Annotated in this window: 20 protein-coding genes and 7 pseudogenes; 17 read left to right on the forward strand and 10 right to left on the reverse strand. The window is 49.3% G+C overall.

What is annotated here, in order from left to right:
• Nucleotides 1-89 precede the first annotated feature (89 nt).
• Together B4056_RS05560 and B4056_RS05565 are read left to right on the forward strand one after the other, a co-directional pair.
• Nucleotides 90-2,009, forward strand: a complete 1,920-nt coding sequence (locus tag B4056_RS05560) for an AAA family ATPase (RefSeq protein ID WP_288654072.1) — start codon at nt 90-92, stop codon at nt 2,007-2,009.
• A 1-nt stretch (nt 2,010) separates the two neighbouring features.
• Nucleotides 2,011-3,039 (forward strand): hypothetical protein, encoded by a 1,029-nt coding sequence (locus B4056_RS05565; RefSeq protein WP_288654074.1) that lies wholly within the window; start codon nt 2,011-2,013, stop codon nt 3,037-3,039.
• A 66-nt stretch (nt 3,040-3,105) separates the two neighbouring features.
• Here B4056_RS05565 and B4056_RS05570 read toward each other — a convergent pair.
• Nucleotides 3,106-4,126: pseudogene (locus B4056_RS05570) on the reverse strand (phage portal protein).
• A pseudogene (locus B4056_RS05575) lies at nt 4,126-5,130 on the reverse strand (terminase large subunit domain-containing protein); the annotation flags it as partial. The pseudogenes B4056_RS05575 and B4056_RS05570, both read right to left, overlap by 1 nt.
• Nucleotides 5,131-5,202: 72 nt before the next feature.
• Between B4056_RS05575 and lysC the strand changes: the two are divergent.
• From lysC to B4056_RS05590, 3 genes are read left to right on the forward strand one after another with little or no spacing between them, the layout of a single operon-like run.
• Nucleotides 5,203-5,523, forward strand: coding sequence for an Rz1-like lysis system protein LysC (lysC, locus tag B4056_RS05580; RefSeq protein ID WP_288654077.1), 321 nt, complete (start codon nt 5,203-5,205; stop codon nt 5,521-5,523).
• Nucleotides 5,456-5,923: a phage tail protein gene (locus B4056_RS05585; RefSeq protein WP_288654080.1), complete on the forward strand. Its 468-nt coding sequence runs from the start codon at nt 5,456-5,458 to the stop codon at nt 5,921-5,923. Before lysC ends, B4056_RS05585 begins: the two co-directional genes overlap by 68 nt.
• Complete coding sequence (locus B4056_RS05590; protein ID WP_288654082.1) at nt 5,920-6,372, forward strand: phage virion morphogenesis protein; 453 nt, start codon at nt 5,920-5,922, stop codon at nt 6,370-6,372. Before B4056_RS05585 ends, B4056_RS05590 begins: the two co-directional genes overlap by 4 nt.
• 26 nt (nt 6,373-6,398) lie before the next feature.
• Here the strand turns inward: B4056_RS05590 and B4056_RS05595 are convergent, their stop codons facing one another.
• Both B4056_RS05595 and B4056_RS05600 read right to left on the reverse strand, forming a co-directional pair.
• The gene (locus tag B4056_RS05595; RefSeq protein WP_288654084.1) at nt 6,399-7,088 is read right to left on the reverse strand and encodes a RelA/SpoT domain-containing protein; all 690 of its coding nucleotides are present in this window, start codon (nt 7,086-7,088) and stop codon (nt 6,399-6,401) included.
• Nucleotides 7,085-8,188, reverse strand: coding sequence for a ParA family protein (locus B4056_RS05600; protein WP_288654086.1), 1,104 nt, complete (start codon nt 8,186-8,188; stop codon nt 7,085-7,087). Before B4056_RS05600 ends, B4056_RS05595 begins: the two co-directional genes overlap by 4 nt.
• Nucleotides 8,189-8,338: 150 nt before the next feature.
• Between B4056_RS05600 and B4056_RS05605 the strand changes: the two are divergent.
• From B4056_RS05605 to B4056_RS17020, 4 genes and pseudogenes are all read left to right on the forward strand, one after another.
• Nucleotides 8,339-8,869 (forward strand): annotated as a pseudogene (locus B4056_RS05605) (phage baseplate assembly protein V); the annotation flags it as partial.
• Nucleotides 8,861-9,357 (forward strand): annotated as a pseudogene (locus B4056_RS05610) (baseplate J/gp47 family protein); the annotation flags it as partial. The pseudogenes B4056_RS05605 and B4056_RS05610, both read left to right, overlap by 9 nt.
• Nucleotides 9,358-9,486: 129 nt before the next feature.
• Entirely contained in the window at nt 9,487-9,804 is a 318-nt protein-coding gene (locus tag B4056_RS05615) for a hypothetical protein (protein ID WP_233496311.1), read from the forward strand.
• A gap of 28 nt (nt 9,805-9,832) precedes the next feature.
• Complete coding sequence (locus tag B4056_RS17020) at nt 9,833-10,075, forward strand: tail fiber assembly protein (RefSeq protein WP_376780637.1); 243 nt, start codon at nt 9,833-9,835, stop codon at nt 10,073-10,075.
• A gap of 51 nt (nt 10,076-10,126) precedes the next feature.
• Here B4056_RS17020 and B4056_RS05620 read toward each other — a convergent pair whose 3' ends face one another.
• The gene (locus tag B4056_RS05620) at nt 10,127-10,306 is read right to left on the reverse strand and encodes a hypothetical protein (RefSeq protein ID WP_288654089.1); all 180 of its coding nucleotides are present in this window, start codon (nt 10,304-10,306) and stop codon (nt 10,127-10,129) included.
• 810 nt (nt 10,307-11,116) lie between these two features.
• On the opposite strand from B4056_RS05620, the gene B4056_RS05625 reads away from it, so the two are divergent.
• From B4056_RS05625 to helD, 6 genes and pseudogenes are all read left to right on the forward strand, one after another.
• Nucleotides 11,117-12,109, forward strand: a complete 993-nt coding sequence (locus B4056_RS05625) for a hypothetical protein (RefSeq protein ID WP_113655742.1) — start codon at nt 11,117-11,119, stop codon at nt 12,107-12,109.
• Nucleotides 12,110-12,665: 556 nt separating this feature from the next.
• Nucleotides 12,666-12,943, forward strand: a pseudogene (locus B4056_RS05630) (recombinase family protein); the annotation flags it as partial.
• Between the two features lie 114 nt (nt 12,944-13,057).
• Nucleotides 13,058-13,216, forward strand: a complete 159-nt coding sequence (locus tag B4056_RS05635) for a hypothetical protein (protein WP_288654217.1) — start codon at nt 13,058-13,060, stop codon at nt 13,214-13,216.
• Between the two features lie 41 nt (nt 13,217-13,257).
• Nucleotides 13,258-14,023: pseudogene (locus B4056_RS05640) on the forward strand (phage tail sheath C-terminal domain-containing protein); the annotation flags it as partial.
• Between the two features lie 239 nt (nt 14,024-14,262).
• Nucleotides 14,263-14,465, forward strand: a pseudogene (locus tag B4056_RS05645) (ogr/Delta-like zinc finger family protein); the annotation flags it as partial.
• A 228-nt stretch (nt 14,466-14,693) separates the two neighbouring features.
• Nucleotides 14,694-16,748 carry a DNA helicase IV gene (helD, locus tag B4056_RS05650; RefSeq protein WP_113655741.1) on the forward strand — a complete coding sequence of 685 codons (2,055 nt, stop codon included), beginning with the start codon at nt 14,694-14,696 and terminating at the stop codon, nt 16,746-16,748.
• 28 nt (nt 16,749-16,776) lie between these two features.
• On the opposite strand, the gene B4056_RS05655 is transcribed toward helD, so the two are convergent.
• Nucleotides 16,777-17,397 carry a DUF2057 family protein gene (locus B4056_RS05655; protein ID WP_039383659.1) on the reverse strand — a complete coding sequence of 207 codons (621 nt, stop codon included), beginning with the start codon at nt 17,395-17,397 and terminating at the stop codon, nt 16,777-16,779.
• A gap of 177 nt (nt 17,398-17,574) precedes the next feature.
• Here B4056_RS05655 and B4056_RS05660 point away from each other — a divergent pair, with 177 nt between their 5' ends.
• Complete coding sequence (locus B4056_RS05660) at nt 17,575-17,991, forward strand: CoA-binding protein (RefSeq protein WP_039383662.1); 417 nt, start codon at nt 17,575-17,577, stop codon at nt 17,989-17,991.
• A gap of 38 nt (nt 17,992-18,029) precedes the next feature.
• Here the strand turns inward: B4056_RS05660 and hspQ are convergent, their stop codons facing one another.
• Nucleotides 18,030-18,347, reverse strand: coding sequence for a heat shock protein HspQ (gene hspQ / locus B4056_RS05665; RefSeq protein WP_039383664.1), 318 nt, complete (start codon nt 18,345-18,347; stop codon nt 18,030-18,032).
• Nucleotides 18,348-18,406: 59 nt separating this feature from the next.
• Nucleotides 18,407-19,597, reverse strand: a complete 1,191-nt coding sequence (gene rlmI, locus B4056_RS05670) for a 23S rRNA (cytosine(1962)-C(5))-methyltransferase RlmI (RefSeq protein WP_094111455.1) — start codon at nt 19,595-19,597, stop codon at nt 18,407-18,409.
• A gap of 85 nt (nt 19,598-19,682) precedes the next feature.
• Here rlmI and yccX point away from each other — a divergent pair, with 85 nt between their 5' ends.
• Complete coding sequence (gene yccX / locus B4056_RS05675) at nt 19,683-19,961, forward strand: acylphosphatase (RefSeq protein ID WP_094111454.1); 279 nt, start codon at nt 19,683-19,685, stop codon at nt 19,959-19,961.
• Here yccX and B4056_RS05680 read toward each other — a convergent pair whose 3' ends face one another.
• Complete coding sequence (locus B4056_RS05680) at nt 19,962-20,288, reverse strand: TusE/DsrC/DsvC family sulfur relay protein (protein ID WP_094111453.1); 327 nt, start codon at nt 20,286-20,288, stop codon at nt 19,962-19,964.
• A gap of 100 nt (nt 20,289-20,388) precedes the next feature.
• Nucleotides 20,389-21,045, reverse strand: coding sequence for an FtsH protease modulator YccA (yccA, locus tag B4056_RS05685; protein ID WP_039383670.1), 657 nt, complete (start codon nt 21,043-21,045; stop codon nt 20,389-20,391).
• Nucleotides 21,046-21,174: the final 129 nt, after the last annotated feature.

Here is a 21,174-nt window from a genome sequence, read left to right on the forward strand (position 1 = left end):
CATAAAGCGGGCAGGCGTGGCGGGGATAGCATTGCGCGCATGGCAAAACAACAGTATTCTATGTAAAACTCTTCGCAAAGGAAAATATTATGCTTAACGAGTTATTTATCAAAAATTTTAAATCTATTGAAATGCAAAGCCCGATTAATTTGAATCCTTTTTCAATTTTATGTGGTTCTAATAGCAGCGGGAAAAGTTCTTTAATTCAAGCTATTTTAATGCTAAGTCAAAGCTTTTCCAATAGGTACCAAGAAGATTCAATCACTCTTAATGGCCCCTTAGTAAGACTTGGTTCTTTTGAGGATATTAAGAAGCACTCATCGAAAAATGAGCAGATAACTTTTGCATTCTCTCTTCCAGTTAATGATAGGTTTTTCGGTAAAGGGAATAATAGGATATTTACCTCAGAAATAACAGTTGGATATGGAAACAAAAAACCAAGTAGAAGAGAGGAAGAGTATCATCCATTAATTTTAAGTAATAGCGTAAGTCTATCCGTGCTAGATGAAAATGGGAATAGCATTGAGACAGATAAAGTTGTAATTTCTCTTAATGATAAAAGCAACCGAGAAAATTATTATTCTGTTGACTGTTTTGATACATCTGAAAAAAACAGAATTGCGCTAGATTATCCAGATTACCGAATAATAGGTTGTAAAGGTGGTCTAATTCCTAGCACTATTGAAATAGAATATGACTATATTAAAAAACTAAGTCCATTTATCATAAATGATTTAATTGAGGAGGCGCAGCAAAAAAGGACAATGCGCAAGGAGTTTATTGAAAAGGAAATTCGTATTTTACCTAAATCATTCTTGGTGCTGCTGGTTGATTTAATAAAAAGTGAGCGTCAAGAAATGTATGACTCTATAACAGTGCCCTCGAATATATTCAGCCCTAAAGAATATGAAGATAGTAGCGTTGATAGGGATGCTATCATCAAGCAAATTAAAGACGATGTTGTTGATTCCACTTATATTCTTAAGCCAAATTTAATGCCGAGAGCATTTTTTCGGGATGAATATATATCTTTAAGTGACTGGAAGATATTTGCATCAAAGCTTGAAGGGAGAGTTAAAAAGAATTTATATGAATTAATAGATAAAAATAGAAACTACTTAAAAGATAAGTGGTGTGAGTTAATGCCACAGCAACGTGAGCGAACCACATTTACTTCACATGTTTTTTTAGAATTAGAGCAAATATTAAGTTTCTATTTTACGCGGTCTGTTAAGTATCTTGGCCCGTTAAGGATGGAGCCGCAAGCAATTTATTCTTCCTTAGGGCACTACGATCCGAGTTCTGTCGGACTTAAAGGTGAGTTTACGGCTGCGGTTTTACATAAATATAGAGATAAACCTATAGCTTATTTATCACCTAAAACTTTTGATGGTGAATTATTTTTTGAGAAGAGAATGAAGCCGTTAAAGACAGCATGTCTTGAATGGTTAAACTATCTAGGTGTAATTGAAGATTTTTATACACGTGATAGAGGTAAGTTAGGGTATGAAATTAATGTTAAAATTAATAAGCATGAGTCTTGGCAGGATTTGACTCATGTAGGGGTAGGGGTAAGTCAAGTTTTACCAATTGTATTAATGTTTTTATTGTCTGAAGAAGATGAAATCTTAATATTTGAGCAGCCAGAGCTTCATTTACACCCTCAAGTACAGTCGCGTTTGTGTGATCTATTTATTGCTTTAGCTGAATCACGTAGACAGTGCATTATTGAAACTCATAGTGAATACATGATAAATCGGCTTCGGTTAAGAATAGCCCAGGAAGATAATACATCAATCAAAGATGAAACATCACTTTACTTTATAACTAAAGAGAAAGGATACTCAGAATTTCAACCAGTTTCGATAAACAAGTATGGCAGTGTCATTGAATGGCCAAAAGACTTTTTTGATCAAACAGATCGTGAAATAGAGAGAATTCTTTATGAAGCAAGTTTAAAAAGGAAAAGAGAAAAAGAAAAAGAAAAAGAAAAAGAAGGCGGTGCTTAATATGAATGGAGTCATAAACTTTGAATATTTAATTTCAGCTGCTCTTTATGAGCCTAAGTATTTCAACAAAGCCGTGCACGGTATGAGATTATTGTCAGAAATTTATTCTGATGACCTAGATTTTCTTTTTGTTGAAAACAATATTATTATAAAAATGCAAGACAATGGGTATTATCCAAGTAAAAGTATCTTTCAACGTGTTGTTGCTAAATTAGATGATGAGCCAGTTTTTGGTGCAGATGACATAGTTAGAATGGTCAACGTTTTTTTAAGCAAAGCGATCCAGTTTGATGAAAAAAATGTCGACCAGTTAATCGAGTGGGAAAAAGAGGCCATCCCTAAGGGTGACATATGTTCTCTTTCGGATGACAGAGGAAAGCAAGTTATTGAACAGCTTTTAGGGCATGCAATATCCAATCAATTTTCAAATGAGAAAACCAGCATATTATATTATGAGTCAACTAATCCTTTGGGGAAGTGTAATATTATTTTCGAAGGGAAGATTAAAGATGCATTTCCCCCCTTACAGGAAGATGATAAGGATTTCTCTTCTGCTGTTGAGATATTTTCAAGCATTGAAGATTACCTGCTTCAATTAGATGGGTTTGAGCTTTACAAAGAATCAACTACCATAGCAGACTATAAATTATCACTATTTGTTGGTGCTAAGAAATTGATAAAGGTTAATAATCTAGATACTAGCATAGAATGGGATGATTTTAAGATAGGTGATTGTTTTATTGAGTCGTTGATTGAAAATGAAGCGAATGCCGATAGAAGGTATAGCTCTGCAACCTATGAGGCAGTAATTAACTTCCTGGCAAAAACTGGCAAGTCTGAAGTAAATTTATTTTATCGTAGTGACGATAGTGACCAACTTAGAAGAGTTGAGCACTTTACAGCTTATAGAACACATATTACCAAGGCTGGGCGTGCCTTAAGGTTATTAACTTGGAAAAATGAAAAAAATAACAGTTGGATAATTTCAAACATTGGAAATAAGGATGAGTTATATATTTCTAATCCATGAAGCGTTTGCCGCCTGTAGGCGGCAAAATATTACAATAACATTATTTTAACTACTTGCTCGCCTATTTTATAATGAGTAGTTTGTAAAGGATATTATATTCATCCCTAACCAGTCATTTATTTCTTTCATTCTTGCTTGTAAAGGTGTGAGTTCATTCCTTACAAAAACTTGCGCCGCCTTTACCGCATCGCCGAACCCGCCGGAGTTGTCCGGGATGATACCCATCATCTGCGGCGGCACACGGTGCGCGCTGAGCAGGTCGTCGCGGCTGGCTTTCTTGATGTTAAAGAAATCGTCTTTCGTTGCCACCTCGCTGAGCGGCAAAATCTTGATGCCGTCCGGCTTGCCGTTCGGCGCGTACATAAACAGGTTGCGGAAGTTGCCGATCCCTTTCGTGTCGCGCATCGCCTGACACATTCGGTCTATATCACTGCTGCTCTGCGCGGCGTCGGTCATGTACAGGATGTAACCCGCGTGGGCGCCGTTCTGGTAATACTTGCGGCGGAACAGGGTGGCCGCCTCGTTCAGCCAGGCCGAGTTAAGCGCGCTCAGATACTCCGGCAGGCCGTACAGTTCCTGATTGATATCCGGCTCCAGCAGGTGAAATACGCTGCCGGCCGCAAATTCGTGCGGCTCCTTCCAGTCGTTCACAAACCAACAGGCGCCATCGGCAATGCCTCTGCGCGTGAACTTAGCCGGCGACGTCTCAAGGCGCAGCGGTTTGCCGAGCCCGTTGCGGCGCAACTCGGCAAAGGCGTTGCCGAAAACCAGATAGTCGAGCGCAAATTTGCTGAACTCCTGCTGACTCAGCATCGGGTGCGGAATAAAGGTGGACGCCAGAATGTTGCGCTTCACGTAAATCGGCGAGCTGTGGTGCACGGCCGCGCGCAAACTTTTTGCCAGGCCGTGAAAGCTTACGGGCGACTCGTACCAGCGGCCGTTGCCGATGCACTCGGCATAATCCAGAATGTCGCGCTTATCCATAACCGGCGTCGGATCGCCAAAGGTAAACGCCTCGGCGTGCTGCGGCTGCCTGTACCGGCTGCGCGGTGGCGGTGTGAGCCTTGCGGCCCCTGCGTTTGCTCATTAGTAAAACTCCACAATAGAAGGGCTGGCGCCGCCGCTGGCTGCGGTAAGCGGTTCGTTTAACAGTGCGTGCATGATGGCCCAGGCGACATCGGCGTGGCTGGCCTCCTCGCTGCGGCTCGCTTCATAGGTTGAGCGGTTTCCGCTGGCCGTCATGGTTTTGCGGATAGCCATAAACGACTGCGTGATATCGGTGGCGCCAGCGTCGTACTCCAGCCGGCCGCTGGTGATGGTGTCTTTTGCCTTGAGCACCATTGCCGTTTTGACCTCGGGCGAGTATTTGATCTCGCGCGCCGCCGGGAAAAACTGGCGTACCAGCTGGAAAACGCCCTGGCCGATGCCGGTTGCGTCAACGCCGATGTACTCAACCGTGTATTTTTTCGTTAAGTCCTCGATGGATTTCGCCTGCGCGGCAAAGTCCATGCCGCGCCACTGGTGACGCTCCAGCACGCGGAACTTGCCGCCCGCGACAACCGGCGGCGCAATCACGGCGCACCCGGCGCTGTCGCCGGTGTGCGAGGGGTCGTAGCCAATCCAGACCGGCCGGTACGCAAACGGGCGCGGCAGGTACGGGTTAAAATCTTCCCACTCCTCCAGGCTGTCGATCATGCAGGTCTGCAGCTCGGCAAACGGGAACACGCTCGCCTCGTCGTCCACAAACTCGCACATCAGCAGGTTCTGGTATTCCGCCGGGCTGTACTCAAGCTGCAGCTGGTCGATATCAAACAGGTTGCAGCCGCCGCTCAGCGCGTCCTCAACCGTGACAATCTGGCGCCACTGCCCGTCACCGCACAGCGCGCCTTTCGCCAGGTGAGCGTGCGACAGGTCCAGCTCGATGCGGTCGTCCCGGTTGCGCCGTCCCTTATTGAACAGCTCGCCTGACCAGAACGGGTACGCGCTGTGCGACAGGCTCGACGGCGTGGAAAAGTACGTCGTGCGCCACTTCTTGTGTAGCGACATACCGCTGGCAACCTTGCGCAGCTCCTGAAACTTCGGGATCCAGAAATCTGCGGCTCATGCAGGGCAGGGCCAGCATGGCCGCCCTGACCCGTGAGGCACACATACAGAGGTAAACCGATGCAAACCCGCTACTACGCGAGTGGTCTTCTGCAGCTCTGCCTGACGACGTTGTACGGCTGCACGCCCGACCGGCCTTTGCCAGCGCCAGAGATTATCTTGACTGGCTGTCCGCGCGTGACAAGCTGCCCGGTGCCGGCAAATAACCTCAGAACGGCGGGGGATCTGGCGGCGGATAACCGCCAGTTAGAGGCGGCGCTCGCGTCCTGCGGGCTGCAGGTGGAAATTATTAAAGAATGCCAGGAGCAACACGATGCTGAAACCGCAACAACTGCGACAGGTTCTGACCGGCAGCGTCCCGCTGCTGCAGCGAAACCCTGACAGCCTGAACGTATTCATCGACAGCGGGCGCATTGTCTCAACGCTCGCCAGTTCGCTGTCGTTTGAGTACCAGTACCGGCTCAACCTGGTAATAACGGACTACGCTGGCGATATCGACCTGCTGATTGTGCCGATGCTGGAATGGCTGCGGCTGAATGAGCCTGACATGATGGCGACGAAGGAAAAGCAGCAGGCGGGCTTTACCTTTAAGGCCGACGTTATCAGCGACACGACCAGTGATATCAGCATTGACCTGCAGCTGAGCGAGCGCGTAATCGTAAAGCGCGTGGGCGACACCCTGCACGTTGAGCACGTGGGGGAAAATCCGCCGCCTGACGACGACGCGCGCCCGCTGCAGCTGTTCGCATGCGGGGCGCTGGTCAGCGAGTGGCAGCCATGAGCGGGCTGCAGCTTTTTGACGACCGGCTCAGCGCGCTGATAAATAACCTGTCACCTGCCGCCCGTAAAGAGATGGCGCGCGCCATCGCTAAAAAGCTGCGGGCAAGTCAGCAGCAGAACATCAAAAGCCAGCGGGCGCCGGACGGGACACCGTTTAAGCCCCGACGGGCAGAGGCGGCACGCAACAAAAAAGGCCGCGTAAAGCGGGAGATGTTTGCGAAGCTGCGCACCGCTAAATACATGAAAGCCACGGCAACCGACAGCGAGGCGGCCGTCGGATTTGTCGGGAAGGTTCAGCGCATGGCCCGCGTGCATCATTACGGGCTGCGTGACCGCCCATCACGCAAAAGCAAAGAGGTGCATTATGCACCTAGGCCATTACTAGGGTTAAATAAAATGGATGGGTTAACTATCAAATATTTATTACTTAATGCATTAATGAAACAATAAGGCACCAGAGGTGCCTTATTGTTGGGCTAACTTGCTTCAGATATCTTAAAAATGGCATTAGACAATCTTGTGCCTGCACCTACAATTCTAGCCAAGACCTTTAACTGCTCTTGGACTGCAATGTTATTAGTTTCAGTCGGATAATTTAAGGTGTGGTCAATCTCACCCCAGGCCTCTTCAAATAATGTTCTAACCTGTATTTCACAAGTAACATCACTATCAGCTCTAGGTTTGACTACATAATGGACACTGGTATATAAACTCCCACGCAATATAGAGTCTAAACCTAATGCGCTGAAAGACTCTCTATACTCTGGATCCCAGGTATATGCTTTAGGTTGTTCGTACAAAAAAATCTCGCCTTGTTCTACATAATCCATTATGGCTTGATGAATACTTTCAAATTGAGCTTGATAAAGGTGTATGATCCTGACGCCGCAAATGTCTGTAATGCGGTTCATAATATTTTGAGGTGTAATTGGACCAACTTGCTCTTTAGCAGGTCGTCCTAGATCCTCTAGGTTCTTTCTAATAATTTTCTTACGTAAGTGTTCTTCATCTTTAAATCTATTTTTAAAGCTATGAATCAAGCTTTTTAATCTTTTATCACGATTTATTATAGATATTATTTTGTCATTGAATAATTCGTAAAGATGAATGTTGCGGTTTATATGGTCAATGCAGTTATTTATATTTGGCGCATTCAAATTACTCATTTCAACGCCTCCAATCTTTTTAGGACATCCTCAGCAAAAGCAATATAACTATCTCTCGTTGCTCTATAATCTTTTGCAGCTGCCTTAATAGTACCAGCATCGGTATCATCAAGGATGGGACTTTCCGGAACTTTCCACATAGGAAGCTTATACTTCTGAGAACTTGCAGGGTACGTATTATGGCTATGAATGAGAGCATTTTCACCAATAGATTTAAATATCGCATCATCAGCTAGAAAATCATAACACTCTTTTGGGACGAAATTATTGATGGTTTCTGGTAGTTTTTTTGCATGGTTGGCATGGGCCGCAGCTATTTTCAAACCGTTTTGAGCATCTGAACGTTTTCTTGCGTTATAAATTGTATATCCTAGCAGTTTAACAAATTTCTTGGGGAAGTAATCTCTTTTAGTATCGTTTAATAGAGAGATCATTGTTTGCAGTTCTTTGCTCCAAACCTTTAAAGAGTTACCTATGTTTCTTATGCCATAGTCTGAAAACATATCTGGGGCACATGGGATTATGAAGCAATCAGATGTTGATATTATAACTTTATTTAAGGCGCTTAAGCTTGGTGAGGTGTCAATCAGAATTATTTCAAAATTAAATTCCTTTGCATAATCCTCACATTTTTTTCTTATGGCTGTAACAGTTCTTATTGCTTGCGGTTCACCTAAAAATGCTTCACTCCATTGCTTAGCTATTTTACTTTCAAACATGTGCAATGTAAGACGCCCTGGCAAAAGGCCAAGGTTGTCACTAAGCATGAACGGAGCAGCCAAGGCAGCTTCATCCGATTCACCGTCCTCGACTGGTTTCAAAAGGTAGTGTATCGAGTGATGGCTTTTTTGATAGTCTTCAAAATCCTTTGACGACATAGATTTTTTAGCTGAAGAAAAATCATCAATAAAAGCATCTTCCTTTTCCCAAATCGATTCCAATTCAGGCTCTGAAAGTCCATACAAAGTTAAATTTGATTGCGGATCTAAATCAACCAGTAAAACTTTCTTCCCCATTTCACTTAATGCTGAGCCTAAATGATAAGTTAAAGTCGATTTTCCAACTCCACCTTTGTTATTAAAAATTGAAATTATATTCATGACCGCTCCTTGTGTGAGAATAATCTTATAAGCAATTTACTTCGCTGCTGTTTGCATTTCAAGCAATTTATCATTGTGTTGCGTGCTTACTCATCACTAAGCAAACAGGTTTAGTTAGCTTTAACTCGTGAAGAAAATAAAAATCTAAATATGAACGAACAACTCTCCGAAATCCTGCGCCTGCTGCGCAACCTGATCCGCATCGGCACCGTGTCAGAGGTAAACCTCAGTGACGGAAAGTGCCGCGTGGACACGGGAAATAACACAACCGGCTGGCTGCACTGGCTGAGCGCCCGCGCGGGCAAAACGCGGTCGTGGAACGCGCCATCGGTGGGCGAGCAGGTGCTCGTTTTATGCCTCGGCGGCGAACTCGACACCGGCTTTGTGCTGCCCGGCGTTTACTCCGACGCTAACCCGGCGCCGTCGGCCTCGGCGGACGCCCTGCACTGGTCGTTTCCTGACGGCGCCGTGATCGAGTATGAGCCGAAAAGCGGCGCGCTGACGGCGACCGGCATACAGACGGCAACCATCAGTGCCGCCGTAAAAATCCTGTTCGACGCGCCAGAGGTGGAATGCACGAAGCTGCTTAAAGCCGCGCAGCTTGAAGTAACGGAGGGCGGCACGATGAAGGGTGATATCACGCATACCGGCGGCAGCCTTTCCTCAAACGGCAAGGCGCTGCTTGCAGAGCGCAAAGCCACGCTGATTTCTCTCTATCCGGAAGAGCAGCAGGAGGCCATCGCCCGCACGCTGTCGCTGGAGTCCGAACCCATCGTTAAGCTGCTGCAGGAAAATGCCTACCGCGAGCTGATCCTGCGCGAGCGCATCAACGAGGCGGCAAAGGGCGTTATGTTGCCCTACGCGATGGACGGCGACCTCGACCAGCTCGGCGCCAACAACGGCATTGAGCGCCTGACTATTACGCCGGCGGACGACACGACGATCCCGCCGACGCCGGCCGTGATGGAAAGTAACGACGATTTTCGCGCCCGCATTGCGGCAGCCTTTGAGGGGCTGAGCGTGGCCGGGCCGACCGGAGCGTATGAGTATCACGCGAAAAGCGTCGACGGCCGCGTGGCGGATGCGTCCGCCATCAGCCCGCCTTTGTCACCGTCACCGTGCTGGCGCGCGAGGGAAACGGCGCGGCAGCCGGCGATCTGCTGACCGTGGGAGGCTCGGATGAATGACCGCCTGCTGCCGACCGGCTCCTCGCCGCCTGAGGTGGCCGCCGCCGAAGCGCTTGTGGGCCTCGGCTCGCTGAATTCTCAACTACGGTGCTGAATGCCCTGTCCGGAAAGATGGAGATTGCGAAGAACGGCAGCGACATTGCGGACGTTGCCGAGTTTCTTAAAAACCTCGGTTTAGGAGAAGGGGCAAAAATGCCTGCCGCATCGGCCATGATGAACTATGCAGGCTGGGTATCTATTCCTATCGTGATTGACGGTGAGCAGCGAAATTTCATCCTGCAGTGGAAGCAGGTCACTGTTCCAAAGTCGCCGGACGGCTCAATGCAAACTGTAAACAGCAGCTGGCTGACACATGGCCGGATGATGCGTTCACGCTTAGTGAGCAGCATGCTGTCGAGTTTATGGCAGCTGCTCCGCAGGGCAAGATGATGGCTGCAGGCATTGACGGGCTGCCGGCATGGATAGGTCTCCCGCCGCCCACGGATGCCAGGCTTTTAGAGCAGGGCAGCAGAGCAAAGCCAGCCTTCTTAATCAGGCGCAGAACGTAATTAGCATCTGGCAAACAAAGTTACTGCCTGGAAAGATTAACGAGCAGGAGAAAACGAGCCTTAATGCCTGTCTGGATTATATTGATGATCTCAGCGCTGCTGAATTTTACTCTGTAGCGGATATCAAATGGCCGACGCCGCCCGCAGCCTGAGCGGCAGAAGGCCCGCAAGTGCGGACCTGATTCAGACAAAGCAATAACATTTCAGGACTGAGCCATCTCCTTAAGCTCTGGCTCGCCCCTCTCATTGACACGCAACATCGCACCCTTCGGAATCTCCGATGATGTGAAAAACCAGTTATCTGAGAGCAGCTCTACGGCTCCAATCGTGTCGTTCAGGCCAGGGATAATTTCTGTCATTGTTGCCGGATTAAACAGGCGCATAATAAACCCTCCATGCAAAGCCGTAAGATGATATGCCGTCCGTTGCCCTTATGCAGCGGGCTTTAACCCGGCTGATGTTGTCAGCTGATCAACAATCATTGAAGAGTTAGCTGAGTTAGCGCTTCCCGTATCGCCGCTTAGCCGCTCAGCGATACTGATAAAGCGGCTAACCTCAGGCAGCTCAATCGGATAGGTCACAGTAGCCAGGCCATTATAGGGTTGACACCCGACCCAAATAATTCAATCGCCCCATCAGACCAAATGGCCCAGACGCCGTTTGCGTTACGCCCTCGATTGATTACATAGCGGGCTTCGATCAAACCGACGTTAAGACGACCTAAATTTTTCTTTTTCACAGCATGCGTTGTATTGAATGTGGACTTTATTTCATATGTATTGTTTAATTCTACGTATGCGAGATAGAAAATATTGATTGGATTTTTAATTTAAGTATCATATTTTATGCGCTTAATCATGAGGTGCGAACTGAGTATCGGTGAGAATAGATCCTGCTGTCAGGAAATATTTTTATGCATTTTATTATAGTGAGCCATTGAGCTTTGGCGTAAAAGTTCTGTATTGGCTAATGGCCTTAGGGTCTGGATGGTGTGAGTTAGTACTACAGTCAATCTTAACTCCTTTCAGTGGCAAGTTTAAAAAATCCAGATCACTGTCGGGGAAGGTGATTCCTCCACCTTGATTGCTATATCTGTTATGGTTTTTAATGAATGGCATTCCTGGTGTTGCTTAAAAATTGCATTTTTTAATTTAATTAAAATAGATAGATATGAAACCTGACATGGATGAATTATGAAAAAAATAATGCCGTTTTTAATTTTTATCTTGTGCTCATGTGGATACAAATCTTTAACAACAGAGCAGAGTCTTAACGACTATTCGCATTGGGATGGGATAAAACCTTCTCATCTAATGATTTCCAAAAATCTAAACGAAATGTCTATAGCTTTTCAGCTGAATGCAAGAGAGTTTCTTAACTACAATTATAATTACAATGATTTATCGGAAAGGCCAAATTATCACGTTGACTATGAAAAATCATCGCAGCATGATTTTAAATTTGATACAAGCATGGATGTTGATTCTCTCTTAAAATATCAATATTCAAATTATATTTTAATTAATGGTAATATCATTTTTTCTAGTTATAACCACCAAGGTTCAGATAAAAAAATGGAAGGTGAGCCTGATAAAAAGGCTGATCCTAAATCAAGGCTGGAAACTATAATAGAAGTACTTAACGAGAATAGCATAAAAAGCATATTTAGCCTTCTTTTCTTAATTATTTCGGCAGTGTGGGGTATGCTATTATTAAGTTCCTCTGAAAGTAAAGTAAAAGCTGAGCGCGCACTGTCCTTGTTAAATAAAGCATCCTTGACACTTGATAGTATCAAGGGTAAGTCTAATGTCTTAGTAAACCCCGGAGATATTGAAGAGTTTTTACACTATCTTGAGAGTGCAAATCAAGCTCTTAACAATGTCACGCTGCAAGAACATGTGTTGAGTGTAAAACATTATTCTCAGCTTATTGTTGTTAACTTAGTTCCTTGGGATGTTCATTCGGAACTGGAAAACAGGAAATTATTAAACCTGGCTTTTAATAACCCGCACACTAGTACAGTAACTCGTGGAGATCTTGAGGAAAAATACGAGGTGCTAAAAGATAAATTTGTTAAATCTCCTGTGGATGAGAAGAGATTTTCCTATCTGATTGCTACGACCGTATTGCTGATTTTATTTATTTACACTGCTTTTGTATTTTTAAATTTTATTTTTCTAGGCTAAAATATGGCATGTGTCGCTCATGCTTACATGCTATGGGTTGATTGGCTGAGCGGTTATGATACCCGGCATGATTTTTAATTTAAATAAAATAGCATTGGATTCTTAGTTGTCTGAATTTATTTTTAGCTTTTGCTTGTAGTAGCTAAAATTTATTTTTTATTATTTATAAGTTGTACTACTTATAAATAAGTTAGTGAATGTTGATTAATCTGACGGTTAATAATTAAGGATGACATTGGTCAAATTGACTTGACTGTTTGCGAGCTTTAGTCTGGTGAGTAGTGAAAATTAACAGGATTTCACTATAAATTGATAGCATAATGCATTCCACTTTTAATTGTTAAGGTAACGATCTAATTAATATTATTAGTTAAAGGCAACCCGACTGATAGTTTTGCTGATTTGCCTAAATTCAATTAACGGGAAAGAAACCCCTGGCCCTGACGCGTTAGCCGCTGGCACACTCACCGGCATTTTGCAGGGGTTAACGGTGCTAATCGGCTATATCAGGGTGTCAACAAATGACCAGAACACGGATTTGCAGCGCAATGCGCTCATGAGTGCAGATTGTGAGCTGATTTTCGAGGATAAAAAAAGCGAAAAGACGCGGGACACGCCCGGCCTGAAAAGAGCGCTGCGGACCCTGAAGGCGGGCGACACGCTGGTCGTCAGGAAGCTCGACCGGCTCAGAGGCAGCATGCGACATCTCGTTATGCTCACCGAAGAACTGCGCGAGCGCGGCGTCGGTTCCGCAGCCTGACGGACAGCATCGACCCCTGCACAGCGATGGGGCGCTTTTTCTTTCACGTTATGGGCACGCTTGCTGAAATGGAGCGCGAGCTGATCGTCGAACGCACCCGCGCCGGGCTGGCCGCCGCGCGGGAAAAAGGGCGCATCGGAGGCAGGCGCCGGGTAATGACGCCTGAAATTATCGGACGCGCTGAGAGAATGCTGGCGAACGGCGCCACGCTGCAGCAGATAGCCCTGGTGCTTGAGGTGTCCGTTAAGACGCTTTACAGATACATAACGGCAGGCCGGCAGCGGGAGATTATAAATCTGTCTGCTGACGGCTCAGCAAACCCCCTTCAGATGCAGCGCCCCGGCTGACCTGACACCCTGAGCACACCTTTTATCAGGAGCGCATCAGAATGGCTGATTATCATCACGGTGTCCGCGTCGTCGAAATCAACGACGGCACGCGCACCATCTCCACCGTATCAACCGCTATCGTTGGTATGGTCTGCACCGCGCAGGATGCGGACGCGACCGCGTTTCCGCTGAACACGCCGGTGCTGATCACTAACGTGCAGAGCGCCATCTGCAAAGCGGGCAAAAAAGGCACGCTCGCCGCCGCGCTCCAGGCCATCGCCGATCAGTAAAAGCTCCTCACGGTCGTGGTGTGCATGGCCGAAGGTGCCGACGAGGCCGAACCCCCTCCAGCATCATCGGGGGCACGGACGAAAACGGGCAGTACACCGGCATGAAGGCGCTGCTCGCCTTCGCCTACGTGTCGGCGTGGGGGTAGAAAACTATTTCCGAGGCCCGGCTGTACCGTCAGAATTTCAGCCAGCGCGAAATCATGGTTATCTGGCCTGACTTCATCGCGTGGAATACCTCTGCAAACAAGTCCGACGTGGCATACGCAAACGCACCTGCAGCGACGATCCGCTTTTCCAGTTTGAGAACTACACCCGCACGGCGCAGGTGCTGGCCGACACGCATATGTGGGTGATTGATAAGCCGCTGACGCCGATGCTCGTTAAGGAAATTGTCGCGGGCATAAACGCCAGGCTTCGTGAGCTGGTTAGCGCCGGCTATCTGATCGGCACGTCTGCCTGGTATGTCGAAAGCGCCAACGATAAAGAGTCACCGAAGGCGGGCAAGCTCTTTATTGATTACGACTATACGCCAGTGAAGGTCAGCGGCTTTAAGCCGGTGATTGATGCGCAGCCCTGTCTGATCAGTACAGCCTGAGTGACAGCGGCTACACGACGCAGCTGGAGTCTGAGGTGCTGTTGTCCGATGTTGAGTATCAGGAAGAATAAAGTGGAAATAATTGAAGAAGAGTTAGATAAAACTTAAAGTTGCAAATTTAAGTTTGGTTAATAAAAATTCATACTGCTTTCACCTCTCGATTTTACAGGACTGCCACCATGATGCACTGCCCACTCTGCAGCACCGCTGCTTACGCTGAAAGCAGCCGTTATATTTCAAAGGAAACAAAGGAGCGTATTATCAGTGCATAAATATCAACTGTAGCTGCACTTTTAAGACGCATGAATCACTCACTGAAATCATAGTTTACCCTGTTGAGGTGAATAGAGTTCCGTTGCATATAAATCAAGAACAGCAGCCCTTACAGCTGCATTGGACGAAGCCCGCGAAAGCGGGTTTTTCTATATCTGCTGCCAATTTGCTATCATATGAATAATAAGAATGAGGTATCTTATTATAAAGATATAAAATTTAATAAAAGTAAATATAAACATCCTGTTCTGAAAAGTTTACGTTGTTTTAAGGCTGGAGCGCCAAGTGTCTGACAGGTAAACTGCGCAATAACTGAATTTCACCTGATGATGCGGACATGGAACTGAAAGCAACAGCAATGGGTAAACGTCTGGCGCAGCATCCTTACAACCGGGTGCGTTTGCTGACCGCCGGTGTTGAAGTCAGCGGCGATCGTCATGAATACCTTATTCCGTTTAATCAGCTGCTGGATATCAGCTGCAAACGCGGTCTGGTATGGGGCGAGCTGGAGTTTTTGCTGGCGGAGAATCAGGTGGTGCGGCTGCATGGTACCGAGTGGCAGGAGACGCAGCGTTTTTATCACTATCTGCAGCACGCCTGGCAGCAGTGGAGCGCTGAAATGAGCCATATCAGTACGGGCGTGCTGGATGAGCTGCTGCAGCATATTTCGCAGCTGACCGCAGAGGATCGCTGGCTGAAGCGAAGTGAGCTGGCTGCTATCCTGGCCCGGGTTAACGAGACGATTGCGGCACTGCCGCTGCCGCTGGCGCGCCTGGAGGCGCTGGATAACTGTCGTGAACGCTGGCATCGCTGCCAGCAGTGGCTGGAGCAGGGCGAAGCCACAATTCGCCAGCGTAACCGTCGCTGGAGCGAGCAGGTGATTCAGGCAAATCCGGATTTTTTCGCCACGGTTGAGCGCTCACCGCTTAATCGTGCGCAGGCAGAAGCGGTGGTTAATGGTGAAGAGACGTTGCTGGTCCTGGCGGGTGCAGGCAGCGGTAAAACCGCCGTGCTGGTGGCACGTGCTGGCTGGCTGCTGCAGCGGCGACTGGCTCATCCTGACCAGATACTGCTGCTGGCATTTGGCCGGGAGGCTGCAGAAGAGATAAATCAACGCCTGGACACGCAACTTAACGTAAAGGCGTTGCAGGCGCGTACCTTTCATGCGCTGGCGCTGCATATTATTCGCGAGAGTGGCCGCAAGCCGCCGGTTATCAGCCAGCTGGAGAGTGACAGCGCTGCCCGTCGCCAGCTGCTGCTGGAGAGCTGGCGCGAGCAGTGCGCGGCTAAAAAGGCGCAGGCCAGCGGCTGGCGTCAGTGGCTGGAGGAGGATCTGGCGTGGACGTTGCCGGACGGCGCATTCTGGCAGGATAGCGCTATCGCGCAGCGGCTGGCGCCGCGTCTTGAGCAGTGGCTGGGCCTGCTGCGGATGCAGAGCGGTAATCAGGCGGAAACAATCGCGGCCGTTCCGGAAGCGTGGCGCGATAGCTTCAGTAAGCGGATAAAACTGATGGCTCCGCTGCTGAAAGCCTGGAAAAGTGCGCTTAAAGCGGAGGGCGCCGTTGATTTTGCCGGCCTGATCCAGCAGGCGACAGAGGTGCTGGAAAAAAGACGTTTTATCAGCCCCTGGAAGCATATTCTGGTCGATGAGTTTCAGGATATCTCGCCGCAGCGTGCCGCACTTTTAAAGGCGTTGCGCGCGCAGAATGCTCATACCAGCCTGTTTGCTGCAGGCGATGACTGGCAGGCAATCTACCGTTTTAGCGGCGCTAAGCTCAATCTGACCACCGCTTTTCACCACTATTTTGGCGACGGCGACAGCTGCGTGCTGGATACCACCTATCGCTTCAATAGCCGCATTGCTGACATTGCCAATGGTTTTATCCAGCAAAATCCGCACCAGCTGAAAAAAACGCTCACCAGTCTGAGCAAAGGAAGTAAAAAGGCGGTAACGCTGCTGCCGGACGATCAGCTGGAGGGGCTGCTGGACAAACTCAGCGGATTTGCGAAACCGGAAGAGAGGATTTTGCTGCTGGCGCGCTACCATCATCTGCGTCCGGCGCTGCTGGACCGGGCAAAAACGCGCTGGCCCGGATTACAGCTGGAGTTTATGACAATCCATGCCAGTAAAGGTCAGCAGGCGGAGTACGTCATCCTGACCGGCCTCCATCAGGGAGCCGATGGCTTTCCGGCTCCGGCGCGTGAGTCGGTGCTGGAGGAGGGGCTGCTGCCACCCGTGGAAGATTTTCCCGATGCGGAAGAGCGGCGCCTCGCTTATGTGGCTATGACGCGGGCACGTGAACAGGTGTGGCTGCTGTTTAATAAAGCCTGTCCGTCGCGCTTTGTTGAACAGCTGCGTGAGCTGGGTGTACCGGTAGCGCGTAAAGCCTGAGCCAGGCAGCGCCAGGAAAAGTGAGGCGCTAGCTGGTGCGTAACGTTTTCATCCAGCTCAGTAACTTTTGACGGGTTGCTGCATCAAAGCGTTTAAACCAGCGCTGTATTGAGGGCAAATCGCTGGCATCCTGCCAGGCAAAATCGGGGTTTTCGCTTACTGCTGTCGCCGAAGGAGCAGCAAAGCGCAGTACGGATGCCGTCTGTGCTGCGCGGTTGTAAGCCATCATCGCCTGCATCATGTCACCGCTGCTGCTCTGCGGCAGACGATCGCGCAGGCTGGCAATTTCTGTGCCCCGCTCATCAATCAGCCTGAAGTTCAGGAGCTTATTAAACGTGCTGCGTTCACGCCGGCTGTTCAGCGAGGGCAGGTGGATCGCCACAGAGTGTGCTTCCGCGGTAAATGTGACAATCATCGGCACTGACTGGAAATGGGTTGCGTCAGGACAGGGTTTCTCAACGCGAAACAGAAACTGATGCTGCCCCTGTTCCAGCTCAAGGCTGTCTGCGCCTTTTAATAGTGAGCCGGCAATTTTCCGCCCGTCCAGCACCAGCAAATCAATCTGCGGATCGAGTTTAAGCGTAATGGCGGGGCAGGATGCTGTGACAAGCAGCGCAATAATGCCTGTGACAGCCGGTGACAGCTTCATTTCTACTCCCGAAATATGGCGGGTAATCAGTGATGTGTAGCAAAGTATTTCATTATGGCACTAAATTTACATTTAAACATATTTATTCGTGCCCTGGCGCAAACATTTCATCTTTGCGGCTTGCGCCGCGAGCGGAAAGGGCAGCTACACTCTGGCAATAAAGAGAAGGGGAAATGAATGAACGATCAAACAATTCGTGATGTGCTGATGAATACCCGTCGTATCGCACTGGTGGGGGCCAGCGACAAACCGGCTCGTCCCAGCTATGGCGTGATGCGTTACTTGCTGGATCAGGGATATGAGGTGATTCCGGTGAGCCCTAAACTGGCCGGGCAGCAGCTGATGGGGCAGACCGCCTACGCTTCACTGGCAGAAATCCCCGGTAAAGTCGATATGGTAGATGTATTCCGTAATGCTGAGGCGGCATGGGAGGTGGCACAGGACGCTATTGCGATTGGCGCGAAAACGCTGTGGCTTCAGCTCGGCGTTATCAATGAGCAGGCGGCCGTGCTGGCAAGTGATGCTGGCCTGACGGTGATTATGGACCGCTGTCCGAAGATTGAAATCCCGCGTCTGAATATTACGCCAGCCTGAATCAGACAATAAAACGGCGACCTGCGTCGCCGATATAATTAATGTCGCAGGCTGGGTGCCTGCAGCTGCTGCCGGATAGAGGCGGCCAGCTCATCCATAGAGGGCTGCTCTGGATGCTCGAACAGCGTTTCACCTGCCAGCTGCACTTCTGCAACGTAGGTGTGAACCTGTTCGCCCTCTTCGTCTTCCATCACCACATGATACCAGGGGGCGGCACGCAGCGTTTCCGTTGCACCAACTTCATCCAGTTCCGGCTCATCCAGCGAATACTCAGGGTCAACATCGACGATGACACCCAGCACGCCAGAAAGACGATGCCGGACCTGCTGTCCAATTCCAAATTTACTGGCAATCATTGCGACCTCCCAAAACTTTACCTGCCACTAAATATGGGGGCAGGGATCGGGTTTTCAAGTCACAGTACGCGGCAGGCAAAACCTTTCAGATAAAGACCTTCCGGATAGCTGGCTATTACCGGGTGATCGGCCGCCTGACGGAACTGCTCTATAAATTGTACATCACGTCCGGCATCCAGCGCCGCATCGGCCACAATCTTCTGAAATAAATCCGTAGCCATCAGGCCGGAGCAGGAGAACGTCAGCAGAATACCGCCTGGATTAAGCAGCTGCATCGCCAGCATATTGATATCTTTATAGCCACGGCAGGCGCCCATCAGCTGGTTTTTGTTCTCAACGAATTTAGGCGGATCCATAATAATCAGATCAAACTTTTCGCCTGCATCACGATAGCGGCGCAGCAGTTTAAAAACGTCATCCCGCAGGAACTGTGCCCGCGACACATCGAGCCCGTTCAGCTCAACGTTCTGTTTTGCTACGTCCAGCGCATCCTGTGAGGTATCCACGCTCAGCACTTCGCGACAGCCGCCGAGCAGCGCCGAAACGGCAAATCCACCGGTATAAGAGAAGCAGTTAAGCACGCGCGCGTCCTGCGCATAGCGACGGGTGGCATAACGACTGTCGCGCTGATCAAGATAGTAGCCAGTCTTATGGCCGCCCTGAATATCTACCAGCAGTTTCATACCGTGCTCGGTAATAGGCAGCAGGGCAGGCGGCAGTTCGCCGCTTACCGGGCCCTGCGCCAGCGGCAGCCCCTCTTTCTTGCGCACGGCGACGTCGGAACGATCGTAGATAGCGCACTCCGGATAGCACTGCTGCAGCGCAGAGACAATGGCAGGCCGCTGATACTCTGCCCCTGCGGACAGAAGCTGCAGTACCAGAAAATGACCAAAGCGATCGATGGTTACGCCGGGCATACCATCTGATTCGCCAGCGATCAGGCGATAGCTATCGAGTCCGTCGCGGGTCGCCAGCCAGTCACGCCACTGTTGCGCCTGCTCTAAACGGCGAACAAAGAAGGCGATATCGATTGATTCATCCTGTTGCCAGCTCCAGACGCGTGCGCGAATTTGCGACTCCGGTGAATAAGCGGCACGTGCCAGCCATTTGCCAGAGCTGTCGCAGATATCAATAGTTTCGCCAGACTGCGCTTTTCCTTCCATGCGCGCAACGGCGCCGGAAAAGACCCAGGGATGACGGCGGAGCAGGGATTTTTCACGTCCCTTGGTGAGAATCAATCGAACGGTCATAGTTTGCTATGCTTACCTGAAAAAATGAGGCGCTATTTTCCGGCGGATGGCGCCAAATTGCAACGCGGAATAGGGGAAAGGCACTATGGCTGAACGCAGCTGCACAATCCGGGTATATGGCATGGTACAGGGCGTGGGCTTTCGTTATCACACCCAGCAGCAGGCGAAAGCGCTGGGCCTGACCGGTTACGCCCGTAATCAGTCCGATGGCAGCGTCGAAGTGCTGGCCTGCGGTCCGGAACGGCAGGTCGAAACGCTAATCAGCTGGCTTCAGGCAGGCGGGCCGCGCAGTGCGCGGGTGGACAACGTCGTGACTGAGTCCTGTGAGCCGGCCGAACGACCGGCCAGCTTTACCACTGGCTGATCAGAGACACTTTGCGGGTTTAGGCAGGCCGGCAATTTTTGTCGCCTGCTTTGCCGGGCCGTCCGGAAAGAGGCGGAACAGATAGCGGCTGTTGCCTTTTTCCTCGCCATACTTTTTCGCCATCGCCTTTACCAGCATGCGTACTGCAGGCGAGGTGTTAAATTCCTGGTAGAAGTCGCGTACAAAGTGGACGACCTCCCAGTGAGCCTCGCTCATCTCAATGTTTTCCTGCCGGGCGATCGCCAGCGCTACCTCTTCACACCAGTCTGCGTGGTTAGTCAGATAGCCTTCTGCATCCGTTACAATCTCACTGCCGTTAACAATCACGCGTTTTCCTCATCTGTTATCTGCGCTTATTGTAAATTCCCGCCGCCTGAAAAAGCAAAAACCCCGCCAGAGCGGGGTTTGCTTTTTGTGCGCTGCAGCGTTAGTCGCGGTTAGCGAAACCCAGCAGGCTCAGCAGGCTGACAAAGATGTTATAGAGAGAGACATAGAGTCCAACGGTCGCGCGGATATAGTTGGTCTCGCCACCATGAATAATGTTACTGGTCTCCCACAGAATAGCCCCTGCAGAGAAGAGAATGAAAAGCGCACTGATAGCCAGATGCAGGGCCGGCAGCTGCAGGAACAGGTTTGCTACGACCGCAACCAGCAGAACGACAAAGCCTGCCATCATCATACCGCCAAGGAATGACATGTCGCGGCGGGTAGTCAGTACATAGGCTGAACAGCAAAAGAAGACCAGTGCCGTGCCGCCCAGCGCCATGGCGATTACATCGCCCATACCCGCGCTCAGAAATGAACTGAGGATAGGCCCCAGGCAGTAGCCGAGGAAGCCGGTGAAGGCGAACGCTGCTGCTATTCCGGCCGGACTATTTGCCAGACGGTAGGTCAGAAACATCAAACCATAAAAACCTACCAGCATCAGGATCAGGCCGGGTGAGGGGAGTGCATAGACCGTGCTCAGCGTGGCGGTCACTGCAGAAAACGCCAGCGTCAGGCCGAGCAGAAAATAGGTATTACGCAGGACTTTATGAGTGCCGATCAGAGATTGTTGCTGTGATGAGCTGATAATTTTGTCCATCATTTACTCCTTAAAGAGAGAGGACACCTTACATGCGCTGAGAATACGCAGCGGGCTCAGAACAGCAAAGGCGTTTTACCCATCTTTACGCGATAAATTGCTGTTTCAGTAAGCAGAATGCTGTTTTTG

This window comes from Pantoea sp. UBA7232, assembly GCF_002473195.1.
GTDB lineage: Bacteria > Pseudomonadota > Gammaproteobacteria > Enterobacterales > Enterobacteriaceae > Pantoea > Pantoea eucrina.